Here is an 18,179-nt window from a genome sequence, read left to right on the forward strand (position 1 = left end):
TTATACCGTCGCCGATAATCTATTTGTGGCTATTATGGCGATAATACCCCCGGGCAACTAAACCAGACGTAAACCAGACTTTGCTCATTGTGGTTTCGTTGAGTAGCATTAGGCTCACTTTAAGCGGACCACAACGAGAACCCTGCATGCAAAACCGGCTGACCATCAAAGATATCGCACGCTTAAGCGGCGTCGGGAAATCGACGGTATCGCGCGTGCTTAACAACGAAAGCGGCGTCAGCGAACGCACGCGTGAGCGCGTTGAAGCGGTGATGCAGCAGCACGGGTTTTCGCCCTCACGTTCCGCCAGGGCGATGCGCGGCCAGAGCGATAAAGTGGTGGCGATCATCGTCACCCGTCTGGATTCGCTGTCGGAAAACCTCGCCGTACAGACCATGCTTCCCGCCTTTTACGCTCAGGGCTACGATCCGATTATGATGGAGAGCCAGTTCTCCCCGGCGCTGGTCGAGGAGCATCTCGGCATGCTCGCCCGGCGCAATATCGACGGCGTGGTGCTGTTTGGTTTCACCGGCATCCATGAAGAGATGCTCACCCCGTGGCGAGAGACGCTGGTGCTGCTGGCCCGCGACGCGCCGGGCATCGCCTCCGTCTGCTATGACGATGAAGGATCGATCAGGATGCTGATGCAGCGCCTGTACGATCGCGGGCATCGCCACATCAGTTTCCTCGGCGTGCCGCACAGCGACATCACCACCGGGCAGCGCCGCCACCAGGCCTACCTTGATTTCTGCCAGAAAAAACACCTCACGCCCCTCGCCGCGCTGCCGGGCCTGGGCATGAAGCAGGGCTACGAAAACGTCGCCGGCGTGCTGTCGGCTGAAACCAGCGCGCTGGTCTGCGCCACCGATACCCTCGCGCTGGGAGCCAGCAAATATCTCCAGCAGCAGGGAATCGATCGTCTCCAGCTCGCCAGCGTCGGCAGCACGCCGCTGATGAAGTTTCTCCACCCGGAGATCCTGACGGTCGATCCCGGCTACGCCGAGTCCGGACGCCAGGCGGCGCAGCAGCTGATCGAGCAGATCGCCGGAAACCGTGAACCCCGTCAAATCGTGATTCCCGCCGTACTGAATTAAGCCTGTCTTAACGATTTATGTGATCTTCGCTGGGTTTCGGGAACGTTCCCATTTTGCAATTCAAGCGGAGCGAGTAGGATCCAATGCAAGTTAAATGCAACCTCTCCCCTCGGTCATGAGGCCTCATCATGAGTAAAGTGAATCAGCAGGACATCGATAAACTTATCGAACTGGTGGGCGGGCGCGACAATATCGCCACCGTCAGCCACTGTATTACCCGTCTGCGCTTTGTGCTGAATAATCCAGCCATTGCCAAACCGAAAGAAATTGAACAGCTCCGCATGGTGAAGGGCTGCTTTACCAACGCCGGTCAGTTCCAGGTGGTGATCGGTACCGAGGTTGGCGACTACTATAAAGCGCTGCTGGCGACCACCGGCCAGGCCAGCGCCGATAAAGAACAAGCCAAGAAAGCCGCGCGGCAGAATATGAAGTGGCATGAACAGCTCATTTCACACTTCGCAGAGATCTTCTTCCCGCTGCTGCCTGCGCTGATCAGCGGCGGCCTGATCTTAGGCTTCCGCAACGTGATCGGCGATCTGCCGATGAGCAACGGCCAGACGCTGGCGCAGATGCACCCGTCGCTGAAAACCCTTTATGACTTCCTGTGGCTGATTGGCGAGGCGATCTTCTTCTACCTGCCTGTGGGTATCTGCTGGTCCGCGGTAAAGAAAATGGGCGGCACGCCAATCCTCGGCATCGTGCTGGGCGTTACGTTAGTTTCTCCGCAGCTGATGAATGCCTACCTGCTGGGCCAGCAGGTGCCGGAAGTATGGAACTTCGGCCTGTTCACCATTGAGAAAGTCGGCTACCAGGCGCAGGTGATCCCGGCCTTGATGGCGGGGCTGGCGCTCGGCTTTATCGAAACGCGGCTGAAACGCATCGTGCCTGACTACCTCTATCTGGTGATCGTGCCGGTCTGTTCGCTGATCCTGGCGGTCTTTCTCGCCCACGCTTTTATCGGCCCGGTTGGCCGCATGATTGGCGACGGCGTGGCCTGGGCCGTGCGTCATCTGTTAACCGGCAGCTTCGCGCCGATTGGCGCCGCGCTGTTCGGCTTCCTGTACGCGCCGCTGGTGATTACCGGGGTCCATCAGACCACGCTCGCCATCGATATGCAGATGATTCAAAGCATGGGCGGTACGCCGGTCTGGCCGCTGATCGCGCTGTCCAACATCGCCCAGGCATCGGCGGTGGTGGGAATCATCATCGCCAGCCGTAAACAGAACGAACGCGAAATCTCCGTTCCGGCCGCCATTTCCGCCTACCTCGGCGTGACGGAACCGGCCATGTACGGCATCAACCTGAAATACCGCTTCCCGATGCTCTGCGCGATGGTCGGCTCCGGTCTTGCCGGGCTGCTGTGCGGACTGAACGGCGTGATGGCCAACGGCATCGGCGTCGGCGGCCTGCCGGGTATCCTCTCCATTCAACCAACCTACTGGCAGGTTTACGCGCTGGCGATGGCTATCGCCGTGGTCGTGCCGATTGTCCTGACAACGGTTGTTTACCAGCGCAAATTCCGCCAGGGCACCTTACAGATTGTCTGACGTCTTATTTTCGGGGCGCGCTGTCGCCCCCCTTTTTTGTAGCAGGAACGCAATATGAATACCCTTCCCCTCTGGTGGCAAAACGGCGTTATTTATCAAATCTATCCAAAGAGTTTCCAGGACACCACCGGGACCGGCACCGGCGATTTGCGCGGCGTGACCTCCCGCCTCGACTATCTGCAAAAGCTCGGCGTTGACGCTATCTGGCTGACGCCGTTTTACGTCTCGCCGCAGGTGGATAACGGCTACGATGTGGCCAACTATACCGCTATCGATCCCGCCTACGGCACGCTCGACGATTTCGACGAGCTGGTGGCCCAGGCGAAGGCGCGAGGAATTCGTATCGTGCTGGATATGGTGCTGAACCACACGTCGACCGAGCACGCCTGGTTCCGCGAAGCGCTCAACAAAGAGAGCCCGTATCGTCAGTTCTATATCTGGCGCGACGGCGAACCGACCACGCCGCCGAACAACTGGCAATCTAAGTTTGGCGGCAACGCCTGGCAGTGGCACGCCGAAAGCGAGCAGTACTATCTGCATCTGTACGCCGTCGAGCAGGCGGATCTGAACTGGGAAAATCCGGCGGTGCGCGCGGAGCTGAAAAAAGTCTGCGAATTCTGGGCCGATCGCGGCGTCGACGGCCTGCGCCTCGACGTGATCAATGTTATCTCCAAAGACCAGACCTTCCCGTCAGATACCGCGGGCGACGGCCGGCGCTTCTATACCGATGGTCCGCGAGCGCACGAATTTTTGCAGGAGATGAGCCGCGATGTCTTTACCCCGCGCAACCTGATGACGGTGGGCGAAATGTCCTCCACCACGCTTGAGCATTGCCAGAAGTACGCGGCGCTCGACGGCAGCGAGCTATCGATGACCTTTAACTTCCACCATCTGAAGGTGGACTATCCCGGCGGCGAGAAGTGGACGCTGGCGCGCCCGGATTTTGTAGCCTTGAAATCGCTGTTCAGGCACTGGCAGCAGGGGATGCACAATCGCGCGTGGAACGCGCTGTTCTGGTGTAATCACGACCAGCCGCGCATCGTCTCCCGCTTCGGCGACGAGGGGGAGTACCGCGTCCCGGCGGCGAAAATGCTGGCGATGGTGCTGCACGGCATGCAGGGCACGCCCTATATCTATCAGGGCGAAGAGATTGGCATGACCAACCCGCACTTTACGCGCATCACCGATTATCGCGACGTTGAGAGCCACAACATGTTTATCGAACGCGCGGCGCAGGGCCGGGATGCGGATGAACTGTTGGCGATTCTGGCCAGCAAATCGCGCGATAACAGCCGCACGCCCATGCAATGGAACAGCGGTGAGGGCGGCGGATTCACCGCCGGCGAGCCGTGGATTGCGCTGTGCGATAACTATCGCGAGATTAACGCCGAGGCGGCGCTGGCGAACCCGGAATCGGTGTTTTATGCCTATCAGCAGCTGATTACGCTGCGCAAGAGCACGCCGGTGCTGACCTGGGGCGACTATCAGGATCTGCTGCCGGAACATCCGTCGCTGTGGTGCTATCGCCGTCAGTGGCAGGGGCAAACCCTGGTGGTCGTGGCGAACCTGAGCCGCGAGTTCCAGCGCTGGCAGCCGGAAGCGATGAGCGGCGACTGGCGGATGCTGATGAGCAACTACGCGGAGGCGGCGAACCGCCCTGCCGATATGACCCTGCGTCCGTTTGAAGCGGTATGGTGGCTGCAGGAGTAACCCACGGCTTACGCTGAGAGTCCCGGGTCGCGCTGCGCTTACCCGGGCTACAGGTTCACCATCTTCTGCGAGCCGGTAGCCCGGACAGGCGCGTCAAGCGCCGCCTCCGGGAATATGCTTTAAATACGATCGGCCGCAGACAGCGTCGCGCTGGCTTCCGGCTGCGCGGACGCCTGCTCTTCTTTCGCCTTCAGGCGATCCCATGCCCGGAAGAACGGATAGTAGATCACCAGCGAGATCGCCAGGTTCACCACCTGCAGCACCGCGCCGGAAATATGCCCTCCCGTCGCCAGATAGCCGCTCATAAAAATAGGCGTGGTAAACGGCAGCGCAATCCCCGCCGGCTTCATCACCAGCCCGGTGGCCATCGCAGTATACGAGACAATCACCAGCAGGACCGGCGTCAAAATAAACGGCAGGAAGAAGTACGGGTTCATCACCAGCGGAATGCCGAATACCATCGGCTCGCTGATATTGAACAGCGCTCCCGGCGCGGCAATTTTCCCCAGCTGTTTCATCTGCTGGCTACGGCTGCGCAGCAGCATAAAAATCACCAGCCCCAGCAGCGCTCCGGTACCGCCGGGCGCAATCCACAGGTCATAAAACTGCTGGGTGATGATATGCGGGATCGGCAGCCCATTCTGAAACGCTTCCAGGTTTTCCGACATATTCGACAGCCAGACCGGGCGAATAAACACCAGCACAATGGTGTCGCCGTGCAGCCCCAGGGTCCACAGGATACCAATCAGGATCACCGAGATAATCATCCCCGGCAGCGAACCGCCGACGTGCGACATGGGAATACCGATAAGGGTGGTAATCATGCTATTGATATCGCCGAACGGCGAAGCTTCAACGATCAGGCGCAGCGCCAGCACCACGGCCAGCACGCAGAAGCCGGGGATCAGGGCGAGAAAAGATTTCGCCACCGCGGGCGGTACGCCCTCCGGCATGCGGATCACCAGATTACGGCTGGCCACCAGGCGGTAGATCTCCGTGGAAAGCAGCGAAATCACAATCGCCACAAACAGCCCCTGGCTGCCAATCATCCCCACCGGCAGCACGCCTTTGACAAGCTGCGCCGCCGAACCGTCTGCCGGCGTAAAGAGCGTCACCTGGGGGATCGTCATCACAAACGCCACCAGCGACATCGCCCCGGCGCTGAGCGGGTCCAGGGTGCGATATTTTTCCGCCAGGCGGTAGGCAATGCCGAACGCGGAGAGCAGCGCCATGATGTCATAGGTCGCTTTGACCGGGTACAGCATCTTATCGCGCCAGGCATCGCCAAACACGCTGGTCATCATCTCACCGTAGCCGGGAATCGGCAGGTAGGCGAATATCAGGAAAAACGAACCAATCAGCATAAACGGCATATTGAGAATAATGCCGTCGCGTACCGACAGGACATGCTTCTGACCGCCGATTTTCAGCGCGGCGGGCATGACATAGCGTTCAATAAATGAAGTACGAGACATAGTGGTATCCCCGAAGGCGGAAAAGTTTAGTTAAACTGCGTTAACTAGGGGCGGTTGATGGTTAACACCTCATCAAGCAGCGCCCGGGCATCGGTCACATTCCCGACCAGCGGGTTACTCACCAGCGCCAGCAGCGCGCTATCCCGGCAGCCGTGGACCGCGGCCTCAATCGTCAAGCGCTCGAAGGCTTTCACCTGTTGCGTCAGACCGTTCATGATCGGCGGCAGCGCGCCAAAGGCCAGCGGTCGTGCGCCCTGCGCGTCAATAATGCTGTTAATTTCCACCACCGCATCATCATCGAAGCCGTGAATCGCGCCGTTGTTGCGGGTGTTGACGACCATCTCTTTGCCAAGATTGTTGTAGATGGCGTTAATCAGCTCCACCGCCACTTCGGAGTAGTACGCCCCGCCGCGGAAGCTCAGCTGTTCGGGCTTTTCATCCAGCTCGGGCCGGGCATAGATATCAAACAGCTCCTGTTCCACCTTCATCACCTGTTCCGCGCGGGTGCCTTTGGTTTTGGCCGCCTCAATCTCTTCCGCCAGCATCGCCGGCGTCAGCCAGAAATAGCGATGATAGGGACAGGGGATGGCCTTCAGGGCCCGCAGAAACTCCGCCGGCCACGGCAGCGATTGAATATTGTTCATCGAGAGCGATTGACCGTTACACAGCATGTCGATGACCTTACTGGTCACCTCTTCCCGCCCCTGCATCACCTTGTGTACCCAGACCATATGATTCAGCCCGGCGAAGCTCAGTCGGACCTCCTCTTCTTTTGCGTCCAGCATTCCGGCAATCATGTGCTGCATATTGATGGGCACGTTGCACAGGCCGATGATTTTCGCGCTGCTGTAGCGGCTCACCGCCTCCGTCACGATCCCTGCCGGATTGGTAAAATTAAGGATAAAGGCGTCGGGCGCCAGCGCTTCCACCTTGCGGGCAACCTGTAAAATCACCGGAATCGTGCGCAGCGCTTTGGCAAAGCCGCCGACGCCGGTGGTTTCCTGACCCAGCAGATGGTACTTCAGCCCCAACCGCTCATCCGCCGCCCGCGCCGCCAGTTGCCCAACCCGCAGCTGGGTCAGCACGAATTGAGCGCCGCGAATGGCCTCATCGAGACCGAAATGCACGCTGACCTTCACCTGTTCAAGACCATGGCGCTTTAGCATACGCTGGGTCAGCGCGGCGATAATCGCCACTTTCTCGCGCCCGGCTTCGACATCCACCAGCGCCAGTTCCGTGACCGGAATCTGCTGATGGCGAAGGATAATGCCTTCGATAAGTTCCGGCGTATAGCTGCTGCCGCCGCCGATGACGGCAATTTTCAATGTTTGCATAGTGGCCTCATTTTTGGCGTACAGATCCCCGCGCAAGGCCGCAGCGGCGTTGCGAAATGAACGCGTTGATGGGAAAGGGTTAGGAGTTCAGCAGAGCGAGCGCTTTATCGAGGACGGCGGCCCCGCGCATCATGCCGTAATCCGCCATGTCGATCACCGCCACGGCTTTCCCGTGCGGGGCAGCGAGCTCCGTTAATCGTGGGGCTTCGTACTTCACCTGTGGCCCCAGTAAGATCACGTCGGCATTGGGCAACTCGCGCTCAAACTCGGCGACGGGTACGGCGTAAATCTCCAGCCCCAGCGCGCGCTGCTGCGCCTCGGCCTTCATTTTGTTAACCAGCATGCTGGTGGACATTCCGGCGGCGCAGCACAGGACGATACGTGGCATAATTCCTCCCAATGGATTTGGCGTAAGCGAGCGCTAAACAGACACCATCGACTATAAGACGAGGTGCCGGTATGGGTGAAGGCTATATGAAAATTTTTTTCACGTACGTGATCGGAGCGTTATTTTTCACCTCTTGACTCCGGCATAAAAGAGAAAGCGGCAATAATCTCAGGCATTGTGCGTGATTGCGTGGTATAAAAAGCCCTCATTAATTGAAAAATATTTTCAATCAGGCGGTGGCGGAGAAAGAGGCTGAAAGCATGGATATCGTAGGACAGTTACAGGAAGGCATGACACGCTTTAGCGCTCAGGAATCAAGAGTCGCGGCATTTATTCTGCAGAATTTAAGTTTTACCGCCAGCGCTTCGATTGATGAACTGGCGGTGCGCGCTGGCGTGAGCGCAGCCACAATTACCCGCTTTGCCCGCTCCGTCGGCTGCGAGGATATTCGTGATTTGCGAAAGCAGCTGGCGCAGGCTTGCGAACGTCGTACCAGCTGGCTTAACGAGGAGAGCGCCGCGCTGCCCGTCGCGTGGCGCGACAAATTAAGCCTGATTAGCACACATCTTGAGCAGCAGCTGGTGAGCACGCCCGAATCAACGCTGCAAAAGCTGCGCACGCGCCTGCAAAATGCCCGCGCCGTACACTGTTTCGCCCTCGGCGCACAGGACATCGCGCTGGCGACGCTGCTTCAGCACCAGCTGCTCTCCATCGGGATCGTGATGAATCTCTGCCAGGACAGCGCCCTGATGCGGATGATCGCCAGTACCCTCAGCGACGATCATCTCCTGCTGGTGCTGGCAACCGGCGAGGCCGACGCGATTTTGCAGGGCGCGACCCTGCTGGCCCGGGTACAGGAAGCGACAATTTTCGCCCTCACCCCCGCCAACCACGCGTTGAGCAATATGGCCTCCGCGCTGCTGCCCCTGCCTGAGAATGCGCAGGCCGCGCGTTACGCCCTGCTGCTGCTGGTTGACCTGCTTAACGACGCGCTGCTCGCCTGACGTTATCCCTTTCGGGCCTGAATTTCCTGCGTTCAGGCCCCATTTTTGCTTATTTTATAAGCGGATAAATTTACATTAAGCGCAAGCGCCCATCATTCCTGCTCTCCTCTTTTTACTTTGTTCTGCATCAATAAAATTGCAAACATCTTTGATGCAAAGCACTACATATAGAACTTAAAATGCGTCCCGGCCCCACATATTGTATTAATAGTCTATTATGTCACCACACCCATCGTACTCAGGCGGTGATGGGATGTGGATAAAAAGGGCCGGGATCGGAGGGAAACGGCGGCAGCTACAGCGCCCCGGGACTTCGGTTGACCTTCCGCCTCTGTGGATAACCTGTTCTGTAAAAAATTATGGAGTGATCATGACACCGCATGTGATGAAACGCGATGGCTGTAAAGTGCCGTTCAAGTCAGAGCGCATTAATGAAGCAATTCTACGTGCAGCTAAAGCAGCGGGAGTCGATGACGCAGACTATTGCGCCACCGTCGCAGAAGTCGTTAGCCAGCAAATGCAGGGCCGCGCTCAGGTGGATATCAGCGAGATCCAGACCGCCGTTGAGAACCAGCTGATGTCCGGTCCCTACAAGCAGCTGGCGCGCGCCTACATTGAATATCGCCACGACCGCGATAGCCAACGTGAAAAGCGCGGTCGTCTGAACCAGGAAATTCGCGGCCTGGTTGAGCAGACCAACTCGGCGTTACTCAACGAGAACGCCAACAAAGACAGTAAAGTCATCCCTACCCAGCGCGATCTGCTGGCGGGCATCGTCGCCAAGCACTACGCGCGCCAGCACCTGCTGCCGCATGACGTGGTCATGGCCCACGAGCGCGGCGTGATCCACTATCACGATCTCGACTACTCCCCGTTCTTCCCGATGTTCAACTGTATGCTGATCGATCTTAAAGGCATGCTGACCCAGGGATTTAAAATGGGCAACGCCGAGATTGAGCCGCCGAAGTCGATCTCTACCGCTACCGCGGTGACGGCGCAGATTATCGCTCAGGTCGCCAGCCATATTTATGGCGGTACGACCATCAACCGCATCGACGAAGTGCTGGCGCCGTTTGTTACCGAAAGCTTCAATAAGCACCGTAAAATTGCCGAAGAGTGGCACATCCCCGACGCCGAAGGCTACGCCCGTTCCCGCACCGAGAAAGAGTGCTACGACGCCTTCCAGTCGCTGGAATATGAAGTGAACACCCTGCATACCGCCAACGGCCAAACGCCGTTTGTGACCTTCGGTTTCGGCCTCGGCACCAGTTGGGAATCGCGTCTGATTCAGCAGTCCATTCTGCGCAACCGCATTGCGGGACTCGGTAAAAACCGTAAAACGGCGGTATTCCCGAAGCTGGTCTTCGCCATTCGCGACGGTCTGAACCACAAGTTTGGCGATGCGAACTACGATATTAAGCAGCTGGCGCTGGAGTGCGCGAGCAAGCGCATGTATCCGGATATCCTCAACTACGATCAGGTCGTGAAGGTGACCGGCTCGTTCAAAACCCCGATGGGCTGCCGCAGCTTCCTCGGCGTGTGGGAAAACGAGGACGGCGAACAGGTGCACGATGGCCGCAACAACCTCGGCGTTATCAGCCTCAACCTGCCGCGCATCGCGCTGGAAGCCCGTGGCGACGAGACTGAGTTCTGGAAACTTCTCGACGAACGCCTGCAGCTGGCGCGTAAAGCGCTGATGACCCGCATCGCCCGTCTGGAAGGGGTGAAGGCTCGCGTGGCGCCGATTCTGTATATGGAAGGCGCCTGCGGCGTGCGTCTGAAAGCGGACGACGACGTCTCTGAGATTTTCAAAAACGGCCGCGCGTCGATTTCGCTGGGCTATATCGGCATTCATGAAACCATCAACGCGCTGTTCGGCAACAAGCATATGTACGATAGCGCAGCGCTGCGTGAGAAAGGCGTCGCCATCGTTCAGCGCCTGCGCGAAGCGGTAGATCAGTGGAAAGACGAGACGGGCTACGGCTTTAGCCTGTACAGCACGCCGAGCGAAAACCTCTGCGACCGCTTCTGCCGTCTGGATACCGCTGAGTTCGGCGTGATCGAAGGCGTAACCGATAAAGGGTATTACACCAACAGCTTCCACCTTGACGTAGAGAAGAAGGTAAACCCGTACGATAAAATCGATTTTGAAGCGCCTTATCCGCCGCTGGCTAACGGGGGCTTTATTTGCTACGGCGAGTACCCGAATATTCAGCACAACCTGAGAGCGCTGGAAGACGTGTGGGATTACAGCTATCAGCACGTGCCCTATTACGGAACCAATACGCCGATCGACGAATGCTACGAGTGCGGCTTTACCGGTGAGTTCGAATGCACCAGCAAAGGCTTCACCTGCCCGAAATGCGGCAACCACGATGCCTCCCGCGTGTCGGTAACCCGCCGCGTGTGCGGCTATCTCGGGAGCCCGGACGCCCGTCCGTTCAACGCCGGCAAGCAGGAAGAAGTGAAGCGCCGGGTTAAGCACCTGGGCAACGGGCAGATCGGTTAATTCCGGGTGGTTTAGCCCCTCCCCCTCTCACCAACGGGGAGAGGGGACCGGCCGGCCACTCGAGCCGTTCCCGGATCGCGGCGCAAAGCGCCTTATCCGGGCTACAACCGCGTATGCGGCTCTTCGTAGCCCGGCCGAGCGCAGCAACGCCGGGAGTCGTTCCCTTTACAAATGCAAAGCCCCTCCGTTTTCGCAAAGCAATTCGCGTCAGAGCAAGGCGGCAAACGAGGGAATCCCCGGGAGCGTACATTAAGTACGTGACTGGGGTGAGCGAGCGCAGCCAACGCGGCTATGGCGTTAATTGAGAAGCGAAAAATGAATTACCATCAGTATTACCCGGTAGATATCGTTAACGGTCCGGGCACTCGCTGCACCCTGTTCGTTTCCGGCTGCGTTCACGAGTGCCCCGGCTGCTATAACAAGAGCACCTGGCGGCTAAACTCCGGCATGCCGTTCACCGCCGAGATGGCCGACCGCATTATTGCTGACCTCAACGATACTCGCGTTAAGCGCCAGGGGATCACGCTTTCCGGCGGCGACCCGCTGCATCCGCAGAACGTCCCGGAGATCCTTAAGCTGGTGCAGCGCGTTCGCGCCGAGTGCCCCGGCAAAGATATCTGGGTGTGGACCGGCTACAAGCTGGACGAACTTAACGCCGCGCAGATGCAGGTGGTGGATCTCATCAACGTGCTGGTTGATGGCAAATTTGTGCAGGACTTAAAAGACCCGGCGCTGATCTGGCGCGGCAGCAGCAACCAGGTTGTACATCACCTGAGATAGCCTCCCGCTACAGCCGTTTATGGACGTTCCGATAGACGGCTAATTTCTCTCGTTTTCCCACAGCAATAACATAAACCCTCACCACCTCATCCCGAACCTGATATACCCGTCGGTATCCCGAAGCGCGCGCGGCTCGAACTCTGGCTGCGCATCTCAAAACCGGCTGACGCACTCCATGGCCACCGTTTTAAACTCAGCAAAACTGCGGGTGGCGGCAAGGCGGGTCATAGCGCGTTCGCGCAGGAAGGTGACGAAAATATCGTAGATCGCCATCGCCTCTTCATACTCGCTTTTACTGATGGCGAGCAGGAAGATGATATGCGCGGTTTCGTCGCCCCAGGCGATACCGTGCGGGGCGATAACCGTATAGACCACGGTCTTTTTCGCCAGCAGGCCGAGGGCGTGAGGCAGCGCGATCCCGTCGCCGAGCATGGTGCTGACGATAGCCTCACGCTCCACCACCGACCCATGAAACTCCGCTCCGACAAACCCCTCCTGCTGCAGCTGCTGGCACAGCGTGGCAAACAGCGCCTGCTGATCCATCGGGGTATCTATCACCTGGAAGTGGGCCTCATCAAAATACTTATTCAGCATCCAGGGACGCGTGCGGTCCACCAGCACCAGCTTGCCGATTTGGTCGAGCTGGTAGTCGGTAGGAAACGGCGCAATGGTGACCACCGGCTTCTCTTTCTCGCTGATGCGCACGGTGGAAATGACAAAATCTTCCGCGATCTCTTCCCGCTGTTCATATTCGCGTTGCGAAAGGGTGGCGGCAATTTCCAGCTGCGGATACTTACGCTGCAGGATGGCTTCAATCATCCGCACCATCGCGTTGCTGGTATCGCAGACCAGCAGCACCTGCGGCTGACGCTGATAGCCGATATTGTAATGGCGCTCCAGCCCGACGCCGATATGCAGCACCAGAAAGCCGATCTCGTTTTCGCTGATGGCGTAGGGAGTATATTTCCCCCAGCTCGATACCGCCGCCAGGGTCATGTCCCACGCCATGGGGTAGTGCTGTTTGATATTTTCCAGAAGCGGGTTGGGGATCATTATCTGGTAGCGCACGCGGGTGATCATGGTCTTAATATGGGTCAGTAAATCCGCACGCAGCTGGGCATCGTCCAGCAGATTGTAGTTATATTGCTGATTGATATAGCGCAGGATGTAGTTCACCAGCGCTTCGTCGTCGTCGGCGCTGATGGTACCCGGATCGACGTCCTGCACCTGGCGGGCGGCAAGGTGGACGCACAGCCACTCCTCTTCCGCCGGAGCAAGCAGTTTGCCCGCCAGCTGCTGCATCGTGTTTGCCAGCTCGCGTGCGGCGTCGCGTACGTTTTGCCCCACATCCTCGGCGCTAAAATCCGCCAGCGGATACCCTTCGCTCACGCGGCGCACGGCAACCGCGACGTACAGGCAGATAAAGCGCTCCCCCGCGTCCGTCAGCCGCACGTGATGGCGGGTTAACGTCTCCTGCAGCACGCCGGCCAGCAGCGTCGGTACGCTGGCGTCAAACGCCTCTTCGCCAATAAGCGGGTTCAGCGGCCCCTGCTGGCTCAGCTCCCACAGCAGATCGGTCAGGCAGGCGCGAATGGAGACCTCGCTGCCGAACAGCTTCATGCCGTGGCGCGGCCGGGTCTCAAGGGTGAGCTGATAACGCTGAAAACGCTCGCGTACGTCAACCATATCGCCCTGTAAGGTGGCGCGGCTGACGAACCACGTATCGGCCAGATCCTCCAGCTTGATAGAAAACGCGGAAGTTAAAAAGCGCACCAGCAAAAAGTGGATGCGATCCGCCGCGGTTCGCGGGATATGCTGCGCTTTCGGCGCGCTCTCTTCCAGCGTCTGATAGCGAGTCGGATCGTGAATCACCAGCTGATAGCCGCTGCCGCGGGTGAGGATAAACTGCGCGCCGTAGTGCAGCAGCAGCGCGTTCAGCGCGGTGATGTCCGCGCGTACCGTGCGAGTAGAAACCGACAGCCGCTGCGCCAGCTCCTCCTGCGGCAGCGTTTCGTTTTGCAACAGAGTAAACAGCTGCGCTAAACGTTGATGGGGAAATCGCATGTCAGTTCCTTTTTCTTACGGCTCAGGGTTGAGCGGATATCACCATCTGCGACGGGCTGCCAACCGGGGTGTAGTCCGGAGAGAACGTCAGCCTGCCATCCTTCGGCGCGACGCGAAAGCGGGTGATGTTGTCGCTACGCTGGTTCATGACGTACAGCCACTGTCCCTGACTGTCCAGCGTCAGCGTGCGCGGATAGTCGCCGCGGGTCCAGATATCGTCCTGGTGGCTCAGGCTGCCGTCAGCCAGCACCGTAAAGTGGGCGATACTGTTATGCAGTCGGTTGGCGACGTACAGCTGTTTGCCATCGCGGCTCAGGACCAGGCCGGCGGCAAAGCTGGTGCCCTTATACTCTGCAGGCAGCGCCGAGACCGTTTTCCCCTCGCGCAGCAGGCCGCTTTGCTTATCGAGATGATAAAAAGTGAGCGTCGACGCCTCTTCGTTAATCAACCATAGTCCGTCACCCTGCGGCGTAAACACAAAGTGGCGCGGTCCGGCGCCGGGAGATGAGGCCGCGATAAACGGCGGATCGTTCGGCGTCAGCTTCCCTGTGGCGCTATCCAGCCGGTACTGATAGATCCGGTCCAGGCCGAGATCGGTGGAGTAAACGAATTTACCGCTGGGATCGGCGGCGATCATATGGGCGTGGGGGCCGTTATGATCGCTAATGGCAAAACTGCCTTCGACGGCTGCCGCCGGGCGTTCCGCGCCCGCAGGTCCTTGATCCTGACGCACATCCACCGCCTCGCCCAGGTTACCATCTTCTTTCACCGGCAGCACGGCGATACTGCCGCTGACGTAGTTTGCCACCAGCAGATGACGTCCATCGGGGGTCAGGGAGAGATAAACCGGCCCGGCGCCGCCGGAAGCGACCTGATTCAGCTCGCTCAGTTCACCGTTGCTGCCGATGCGCCACGCCTGCACCACCCCCTTTTCCACTTCGCTGGCGCCGTACAGGGTTTTGCCATCCGCCGAGACGGTAAGCTGGGCCAGGTCAGGCAGCGTCCCGACCAGCGTTTTATCGCGCAGCGCCCCGGTCTGGCTATCGACGGTAAAGCGATACAGCCCTTCGCCATTGGGGTTGTAGGTGCCGACCCAGGCGTACTGGGTTTGCGCAGCGGCGCCGGCGGCGAGCAGAGAGAGTGAAGCAACAAGCAGGTGACGAGCGGTTGGCATGGTGACTCCTTGATGGTTCGGTGGCGGTTTCCCTTCGCCCTAACCCTCTCCCCGTTGGGGAGAGGGCCGGGTGAGGGAGAATCGGCGCTATTTTACTAACTGTTTGGTGATCGAAAGCAGCTGACGCACGTCCGCCGGGCGGGTGTGACCGCTGGCTTTATCAATAATCGAACTGTAGATATGCGGGATAATTTTACTTACCCCTGCGTCCAGCGCGATCTGCAGGATCTCGCCGTAGTTCTCCAGATCGATCCCGCCGGTGGGCTCCAGCCAGAAATCATGACGGGCGCAGGCCTCGGCCACCGCAATAAACTCGTCGCGATGCTTCAGCCCGCCCATCGGGAAATATTTAATCGAACTGCCGCCCATATCTTTCAGCAGCGCAATCGCCGTTTCCAGCGGTACGATGCCGTCCGGCGCGCCGCTGCTGAGCGGGCCGGTGGAGATCTTCACCATTCCCGGCGTACCGGTTGGCGACACCAGGCCGTTAACCACGGTTTCGTTCTGCCCCAGCAGCGCGCGGCTGGTCGCCACGCCGGTAAATACCTGGTTGACGTGCTGCGGCTGCACCTGACGCGAAATTTCGCTGACCATCGCCGACTGGTTCGGGTCGCCCGCGCCCAGTCCCACGGAGAGCGCGTTATCAATCCGCTGCGCGTATTCACGCATATCGGCAACCGCGCTGGCGACGTCCGGGTAATTTTTGGAGAGCACGCCCACCAGTACATGACCTTCCGCCGCCTCATAAATCTCGCTGGCGTTCTCTTTGCTCCCCGCCAGCACGTTCAGGCAGACGCGGTCACGATAAAAATTAGGGGTCAGTTTCATGCGTTTTTCTCCTTGTTCAAAACTTCTGCGATGCGACGGGAGACAATCTCCAGCTGCTGCGCGTTCACGCTGCGGACATCGGCTTCAATAATGCCTTCATTTGCTTTATAGCCACGGAAGTAGATGGCGTATTCGCCCTGCTTCAGCGCATTGATCAGATCGCCGGTATCGACGCCGGTCACCGCTTCATCAAACTTAATCTCCGCCCGCGCGATATCGCGGCCGGCGCTGTCCCAGACCACCCGCGCGGTGACGCCATCGAGCGTATTGAGCTGCTGAATAAACGGCGTCATCTTCGCCACCATCTCTTCACCGCTCTCTTTGCGCGCCGTCAGATAGTGCTCAATCGCGCAGGTCAGGCCGAGGATCCCCTCTTTGCCCACCTTCATCGCCCGGCCAATGCCGTTCGACTGGCGTTTAACCCACTCAACGTATTGGGTTTTGCCAATCACCAGCCCGCTGGTCGGCCCTTCGATCGCCTTCGCGCCGCTATAAATCACCAGATCCGCGCCGGCGCGATAGTAGGCCTGGAGGTCTTCCTCCGCCGCCGCGTCGACAATCAGCGGCAGATTATGGCTCTGCGCCACCGCTGCCGCCTGCGCCACGTTGAGCATGCTTTTCTGCACGCAGTGGTGGGATTTGATATACAGAATGGCCGCGGTGCGCGGGGTAATGGCCGCCGCCAGCTGCCCGGGGGAACATTCATTGGCATAGCCCGCTTCCACCAGCCTACCGCCGCCCAGCGCCACCATGGTGCCCACCGGCGCGCCAAAATTGACGTTATGACCCTTAGGCAGCACGATTTCGTTGTTTTCAATCGGCGTCACGTGCAGGTTTTCCAGCAGCCAGTCGCTGTCTTTTACCAGCACCGCCGCCACCGACTGGGCGATGCCCGCCGAGGCGCAGGAGACGACGGTCGCCCCTTCCACGTCCAGCAGCTTCGCAATATACGCGCCGGTTTTATTGACCAGATCTTTCATCTCGAAGTACTGGTTCATCCCCGCCATCGCGGCGTCCACCACTTCCGGCCGCGGCGTGGAGACGCCAAGAATGGTCATACGACCGGAGGTATTAATCACCTGTTTTAAATCATATTTCTCAAAAATCGAAGGCATTTTCCGCGCTCCCTTGTTCGGTCAGATAGCCCTTGCCCGCGCGAACGGCGGCAAGCGGCAGCAGAATCTTGTCGGTCTGAAGGCTCTCTTTTTCCGCATCCACCAGCACCGTTGGCGTCTGCGCGAGGGTAAACAGCGTCAGGTCGGCGTCGTAACCCACTTCCAGCCGCCCTTTGTGGCTAAGACGCAGGCCTTCAGCGGCGTTGGCGGTCACGCAGTCAATGACCTGCGGCAGCGACATGCCAATGGCGAGGAATTTCGACATCACCAGCGCCAGCGATCGCACCGGGCCGTCGATACGGTTGCGGCAGTAAATATCGGAGCTGATGGTGTGCGGCAGAATGCCCATAGCAATCGCCCGCCGCGCAACCTCGAAGCTGAAGCTGGCGGTGCCGTGGCCGATATCAAGGCGCACGCCGCGCTGTAGCGCGCGAGAAATCGAGCTTTTCAGCTCGCCGGACGGCATCAGGATACGATTGGGTTTACCGTTGTAGCAGTGGGTAATGATGTCGCCGGAGGTCAGCAGGTCGGCGATCTCATCCAGGTCGGGCGGATTGTTGCCGATATGCACCATCAGCGGCAGGCCGCCGTTTTCCTGCTGAATCGCCTTTGCGCGCGCCAGCGGCGTAATGCCGTTTTCCCCCACCACGCTGCTGCTCATCCGCGCCTTCAGGCCGACGATAAAGTTCGGGTAGCGGTTGACCGCCTGCTTCACCGCCTCCGCGTCGATATTCGCCATATTGGCCAGTTCATTCTGGGCAATCAGCCCGACGCGGGAGATGTTAAGCAGGGCGTAAACTTCGGTCGCGGCTTTGCGGGTCAGTTGGTTGAAATCATCCACGTCGTCCGCGCCGGTGCTGCCCGCGTCAATCACGGTGGTCACGCCGGTAGCAACCCCCACGCTGTCCGGCTCATCATGGTAAATCGGCGAGTTCGGATAGCAGTGAACGTGAGAGTCAATCCAGCCTGCGCTGACGTAATAGCGACCGTCCAGCTCAAGGGTTTTGCGCGCAGGCGCGCTAATCTCGCCAAGCGCCGCGATTTTACCGTCCCGGATGGCGATATCGGTCAGGGTATCGTCGACGAGGCGCGCACGGCGCAGGAGTAAATCAAACATGTCTCTCTCCTGTTAACGCGGGCGCCGAGGCGCCCGCAGG

The 18,179-nt window shown here is 59.0% G+C and carries 14 protein-coding genes and 1 pseudogene; 6 read left to right on the forward strand and 9 right to left on the reverse strand.

Annotation, left to right across the window (positions count from 1 at the left end; genetic code table 11):
* Positions 1 to 146 precede the first annotated feature (146 nt).
* From treR to treC, 3 genes are all read left to right on the forward strand, one after another.
* Positions 147 to 1,094, forward strand: coding sequence for a trehalose operon repressor TreR (gene treR / locus SIK97_RS11935; protein WP_014227667.1), 948 nt, complete (start codon positions 147 to 149; stop codon positions 1,092 to 1,094).
* Between the two features lie 128 nt (positions 1,095 to 1,222).
* Entirely contained in the window at positions 1,223 to 2,641 is a 1,419-nt protein-coding gene (gene treB, locus SIK97_RS11940; protein ID WP_014227666.1) for a PTS trehalose transporter subunit IIBC, read from the forward strand.
* Positions 2,642 to 2,695: 54 nt separating this feature from the next.
* A complete protein-coding gene (gene treC / locus SIK97_RS11945) occupies positions 2,696 to 4,351 on the forward strand; it encodes an alpha,alpha-phosphotrehalase (protein ID WP_057173302.1) in 1,656 nt (551 codons plus the stop codon).
* Positions 4,352 to 4,470: 119 nt separating this feature from the next.
* On the opposite strand, the gene celB is transcribed toward treC, so the two are convergent.
* From celB to SIK97_RS11960, 3 genes are all read right to left on the reverse strand, one after another.
* A complete protein-coding gene (gene celB / locus SIK97_RS11950) occupies positions 4,471 to 5,826 on the reverse strand; it encodes a PTS cellobiose transporter subunit IIC (RefSeq protein ID WP_014227664.1) in 1,356 nt (451 codons plus the stop codon).
* Positions 5,827 to 5,870: 44 nt separating this feature from the next.
* Positions 5,871 to 7,160: a 6-phospho-beta-glucosidase gene (locus SIK97_RS11955; RefSeq protein WP_057173303.1), complete on the reverse strand. Its 1,290-nt coding sequence runs from the start codon at positions 7,158 to 7,160 to the stop codon at positions 5,871 to 5,873.
* 79 nt (positions 7,161 to 7,239) lie between these two features.
* Entirely contained in the window at positions 7,240 to 7,548 is a 309-nt protein-coding gene (locus SIK97_RS11960) for a PTS sugar transporter subunit IIB (protein WP_032747668.1), read from the reverse strand.
* Positions 7,549 to 7,808: 260 nt separating this feature from the next.
* Between SIK97_RS11960 and SIK97_RS11965 the strand changes: the two genes are divergently transcribed.
* From SIK97_RS11965 to nrdG, 3 genes are all read left to right on the forward strand, one after another.
* Positions 7,809 to 8,552 (forward strand): MurR/RpiR family transcriptional regulator, encoded by a 744-nt coding sequence (locus SIK97_RS11965; protein ID WP_032750034.1) that lies wholly within the window; start codon positions 7,809 to 7,811, stop codon positions 8,550 to 8,552.
* A gap of 370 nt (positions 8,553 to 8,922) precedes the next feature.
* Positions 8,923 to 11,061, forward strand: coding sequence for an anaerobic ribonucleoside-triphosphate reductase (gene nrdD, locus SIK97_RS11970; RefSeq protein WP_032747666.1), 2,139 nt, complete (start codon positions 8,923 to 8,925; stop codon positions 11,059 to 11,061).
* 315 nt (positions 11,062 to 11,376) lie between these two features.
* Positions 11,377 to 11,841 (forward strand): anaerobic ribonucleoside-triphosphate reductase-activating protein, encoded by a 465-nt coding sequence (gene nrdG / locus SIK97_RS11975; protein ID WP_014227659.1) that lies wholly within the window; start codon positions 11,377 to 11,379, stop codon positions 11,839 to 11,841.
* Between the two features lie 7 nt (positions 11,842 to 11,848).
* On the opposite strand, the pseudogene SIK97_RS11980 reads toward nrdG, so the two are convergent.
* The 6 genes and pseudogenes from SIK97_RS11980 to SIK97_RS12005 all read right to left on the reverse strand — a co-directional run.
* Positions 11,849 to 11,968, reverse strand: a pseudogene (locus tag SIK97_RS11980) (type II toxin-antitoxin system mRNA interferase toxin, RelE/StbE family); the annotation flags it as partial.
* A gap of 26 nt (positions 11,969 to 11,994) precedes the next feature.
* The gene (locus SIK97_RS11985) at positions 11,995 to 13,905 is read right to left on the reverse strand and encodes a BglG family transcription antiterminator (protein ID WP_057173304.1); all 1,911 of its coding nucleotides are present in this window, start codon (positions 13,903 to 13,905) and stop codon (positions 11,995 to 11,997) included.
* Positions 13,906 to 13,927: 22 nt separating this feature from the next.
* Positions 13,928 to 15,079: a lactonase family protein gene (locus tag SIK97_RS11990; protein WP_032718870.1), complete on the reverse strand. Its 1,152-nt coding sequence runs from the start codon at positions 15,077 to 15,079 to the stop codon at positions 13,928 to 13,930.
* An 87-nt stretch (positions 15,080 to 15,166) separates the two neighbouring features.
* The gene (gene dagF, locus SIK97_RS11995) at positions 15,167 to 15,907 is read right to left on the reverse strand and encodes a 2-dehydro-3-deoxy-phosphogluconate aldolase (protein ID WP_014227653.1); all 741 of its coding nucleotides are present in this window, start codon (positions 15,905 to 15,907) and stop codon (positions 15,167 to 15,169) included.
* On the reverse strand, positions 15,904 to 17,022 hold the full coding sequence (locus tag SIK97_RS12000) for a DgaE family pyridoxal phosphate-dependent ammonia lyase (RefSeq protein WP_032747656.1): 1,119 nt from the start codon (positions 17,020 to 17,022) through the stop codon (positions 15,904 to 15,906). Before SIK97_RS12000 ends, dagF begins: the two co-directional genes overlap by 4 nt.
* Positions 17,006 to 18,139 carry an amidohydrolase/deacetylase family metallohydrolase gene (locus SIK97_RS12005; RefSeq protein WP_057173305.1) on the reverse strand — a complete coding sequence of 378 codons (1,134 nt, stop codon included), beginning with the start codon at positions 18,137 to 18,139 and terminating at the stop codon, positions 17,006 to 17,008. Before SIK97_RS12005 ends, SIK97_RS12000 begins: the two co-directional genes overlap by 17 nt.
* Positions 18,140 to 18,179 lie beyond the last annotated feature (40 nt).

This window comes from Klebsiella sp. JN_Kp126, assembly GCF_033843325.1.
Lineage (GTDB): Bacteria > Pseudomonadota > Gammaproteobacteria > Enterobacterales > Enterobacteriaceae > Klebsiella > Klebsiella michiganensis.

Bases quoted from the DNA above. Each gene is read 5' to 3' on its own strand.
- nrdD (WP_032747666.1), top strand. From the start codon at position 8,923: ATGACACCGCATGTGATGAAACGCGATGGCTGTAAAGTGCCGTTCAAG.
- SIK97_RS11960 (WP_032747668.1), bottom strand. From the start codon at position 7,548: ATGCCACGTATCGTCCTGTGCTGCGCCGCCGGAATGTCCACCAGCATG.
- dagF (WP_014227653.1), bottom strand. From the start codon at position 15,907: ATGAAACTGACCCCTAATTTTTATCGTGACCGCGTCTGCCTGAACGTG.
- celB (WP_014227664.1), bottom strand. From the start codon at position 5,826: ATGTCTCGTACTTCATTTATTGAACGCTATGTCATGCCCGCCGCGCTG.
- nrdG (WP_014227659.1), top strand. From the start codon at position 11,377: ATGAATTACCATCAGTATTACCCGGTAGATATCGTTAACGGTCCGGGC.
- treR (WP_014227667.1), top strand. From the start codon at position 147: ATGCAAAACCGGCTGACCATCAAAGATATCGCACGCTTAAGCGGCGTC.
- SIK97_RS12000 (WP_032747656.1), bottom strand. From the start codon at position 17,022: ATGCCTTCGATTTTTGAGAAATATGATTTAAAACAGGTGATTAATACC.
- SIK97_RS11955 (WP_057173303.1), bottom strand. From the start codon at position 7,160: ATGCAAACATTGAAAATTGCCGTCATCGGCGGCGGCAGCAGCTATACG.
- SIK97_RS12005 (WP_057173305.1), bottom strand. From the start codon at position 18,139: ATGTTTGATTTACTCCTGCGCCGTGCGCGCCTCGTCGACGATACCCTG.
- SIK97_RS11985 (WP_057173304.1), bottom strand. From the start codon at position 13,905: ATGCGATTTCCCCATCAACGTTTAGCGCAGCTGTTTACTCTGTTGCAA.
- treC (WP_057173302.1), top strand. From the start codon at position 2,696: ATGAATACCCTTCCCCTCTGGTGGCAAAACGGCGTTATTTATCAAATC.
- SIK97_RS11965 (WP_032750034.1), top strand. From the start codon at position 7,809: ATGGATATCGTAGGACAGTTACAGGAAGGCATGACACGCTTTAGCGCT.
- SIK97_RS11990 (WP_032718870.1), bottom strand. From the start codon at position 15,079: ATGCCAACCGCTCGTCACCTGCTTGTTGCTTCACTCTCTCTGCTCGCC.
- treB (WP_014227666.1), top strand. From the start codon at position 1,223: ATGAGTAAAGTGAATCAGCAGGACATCGATAAACTTATCGAACTGGTG.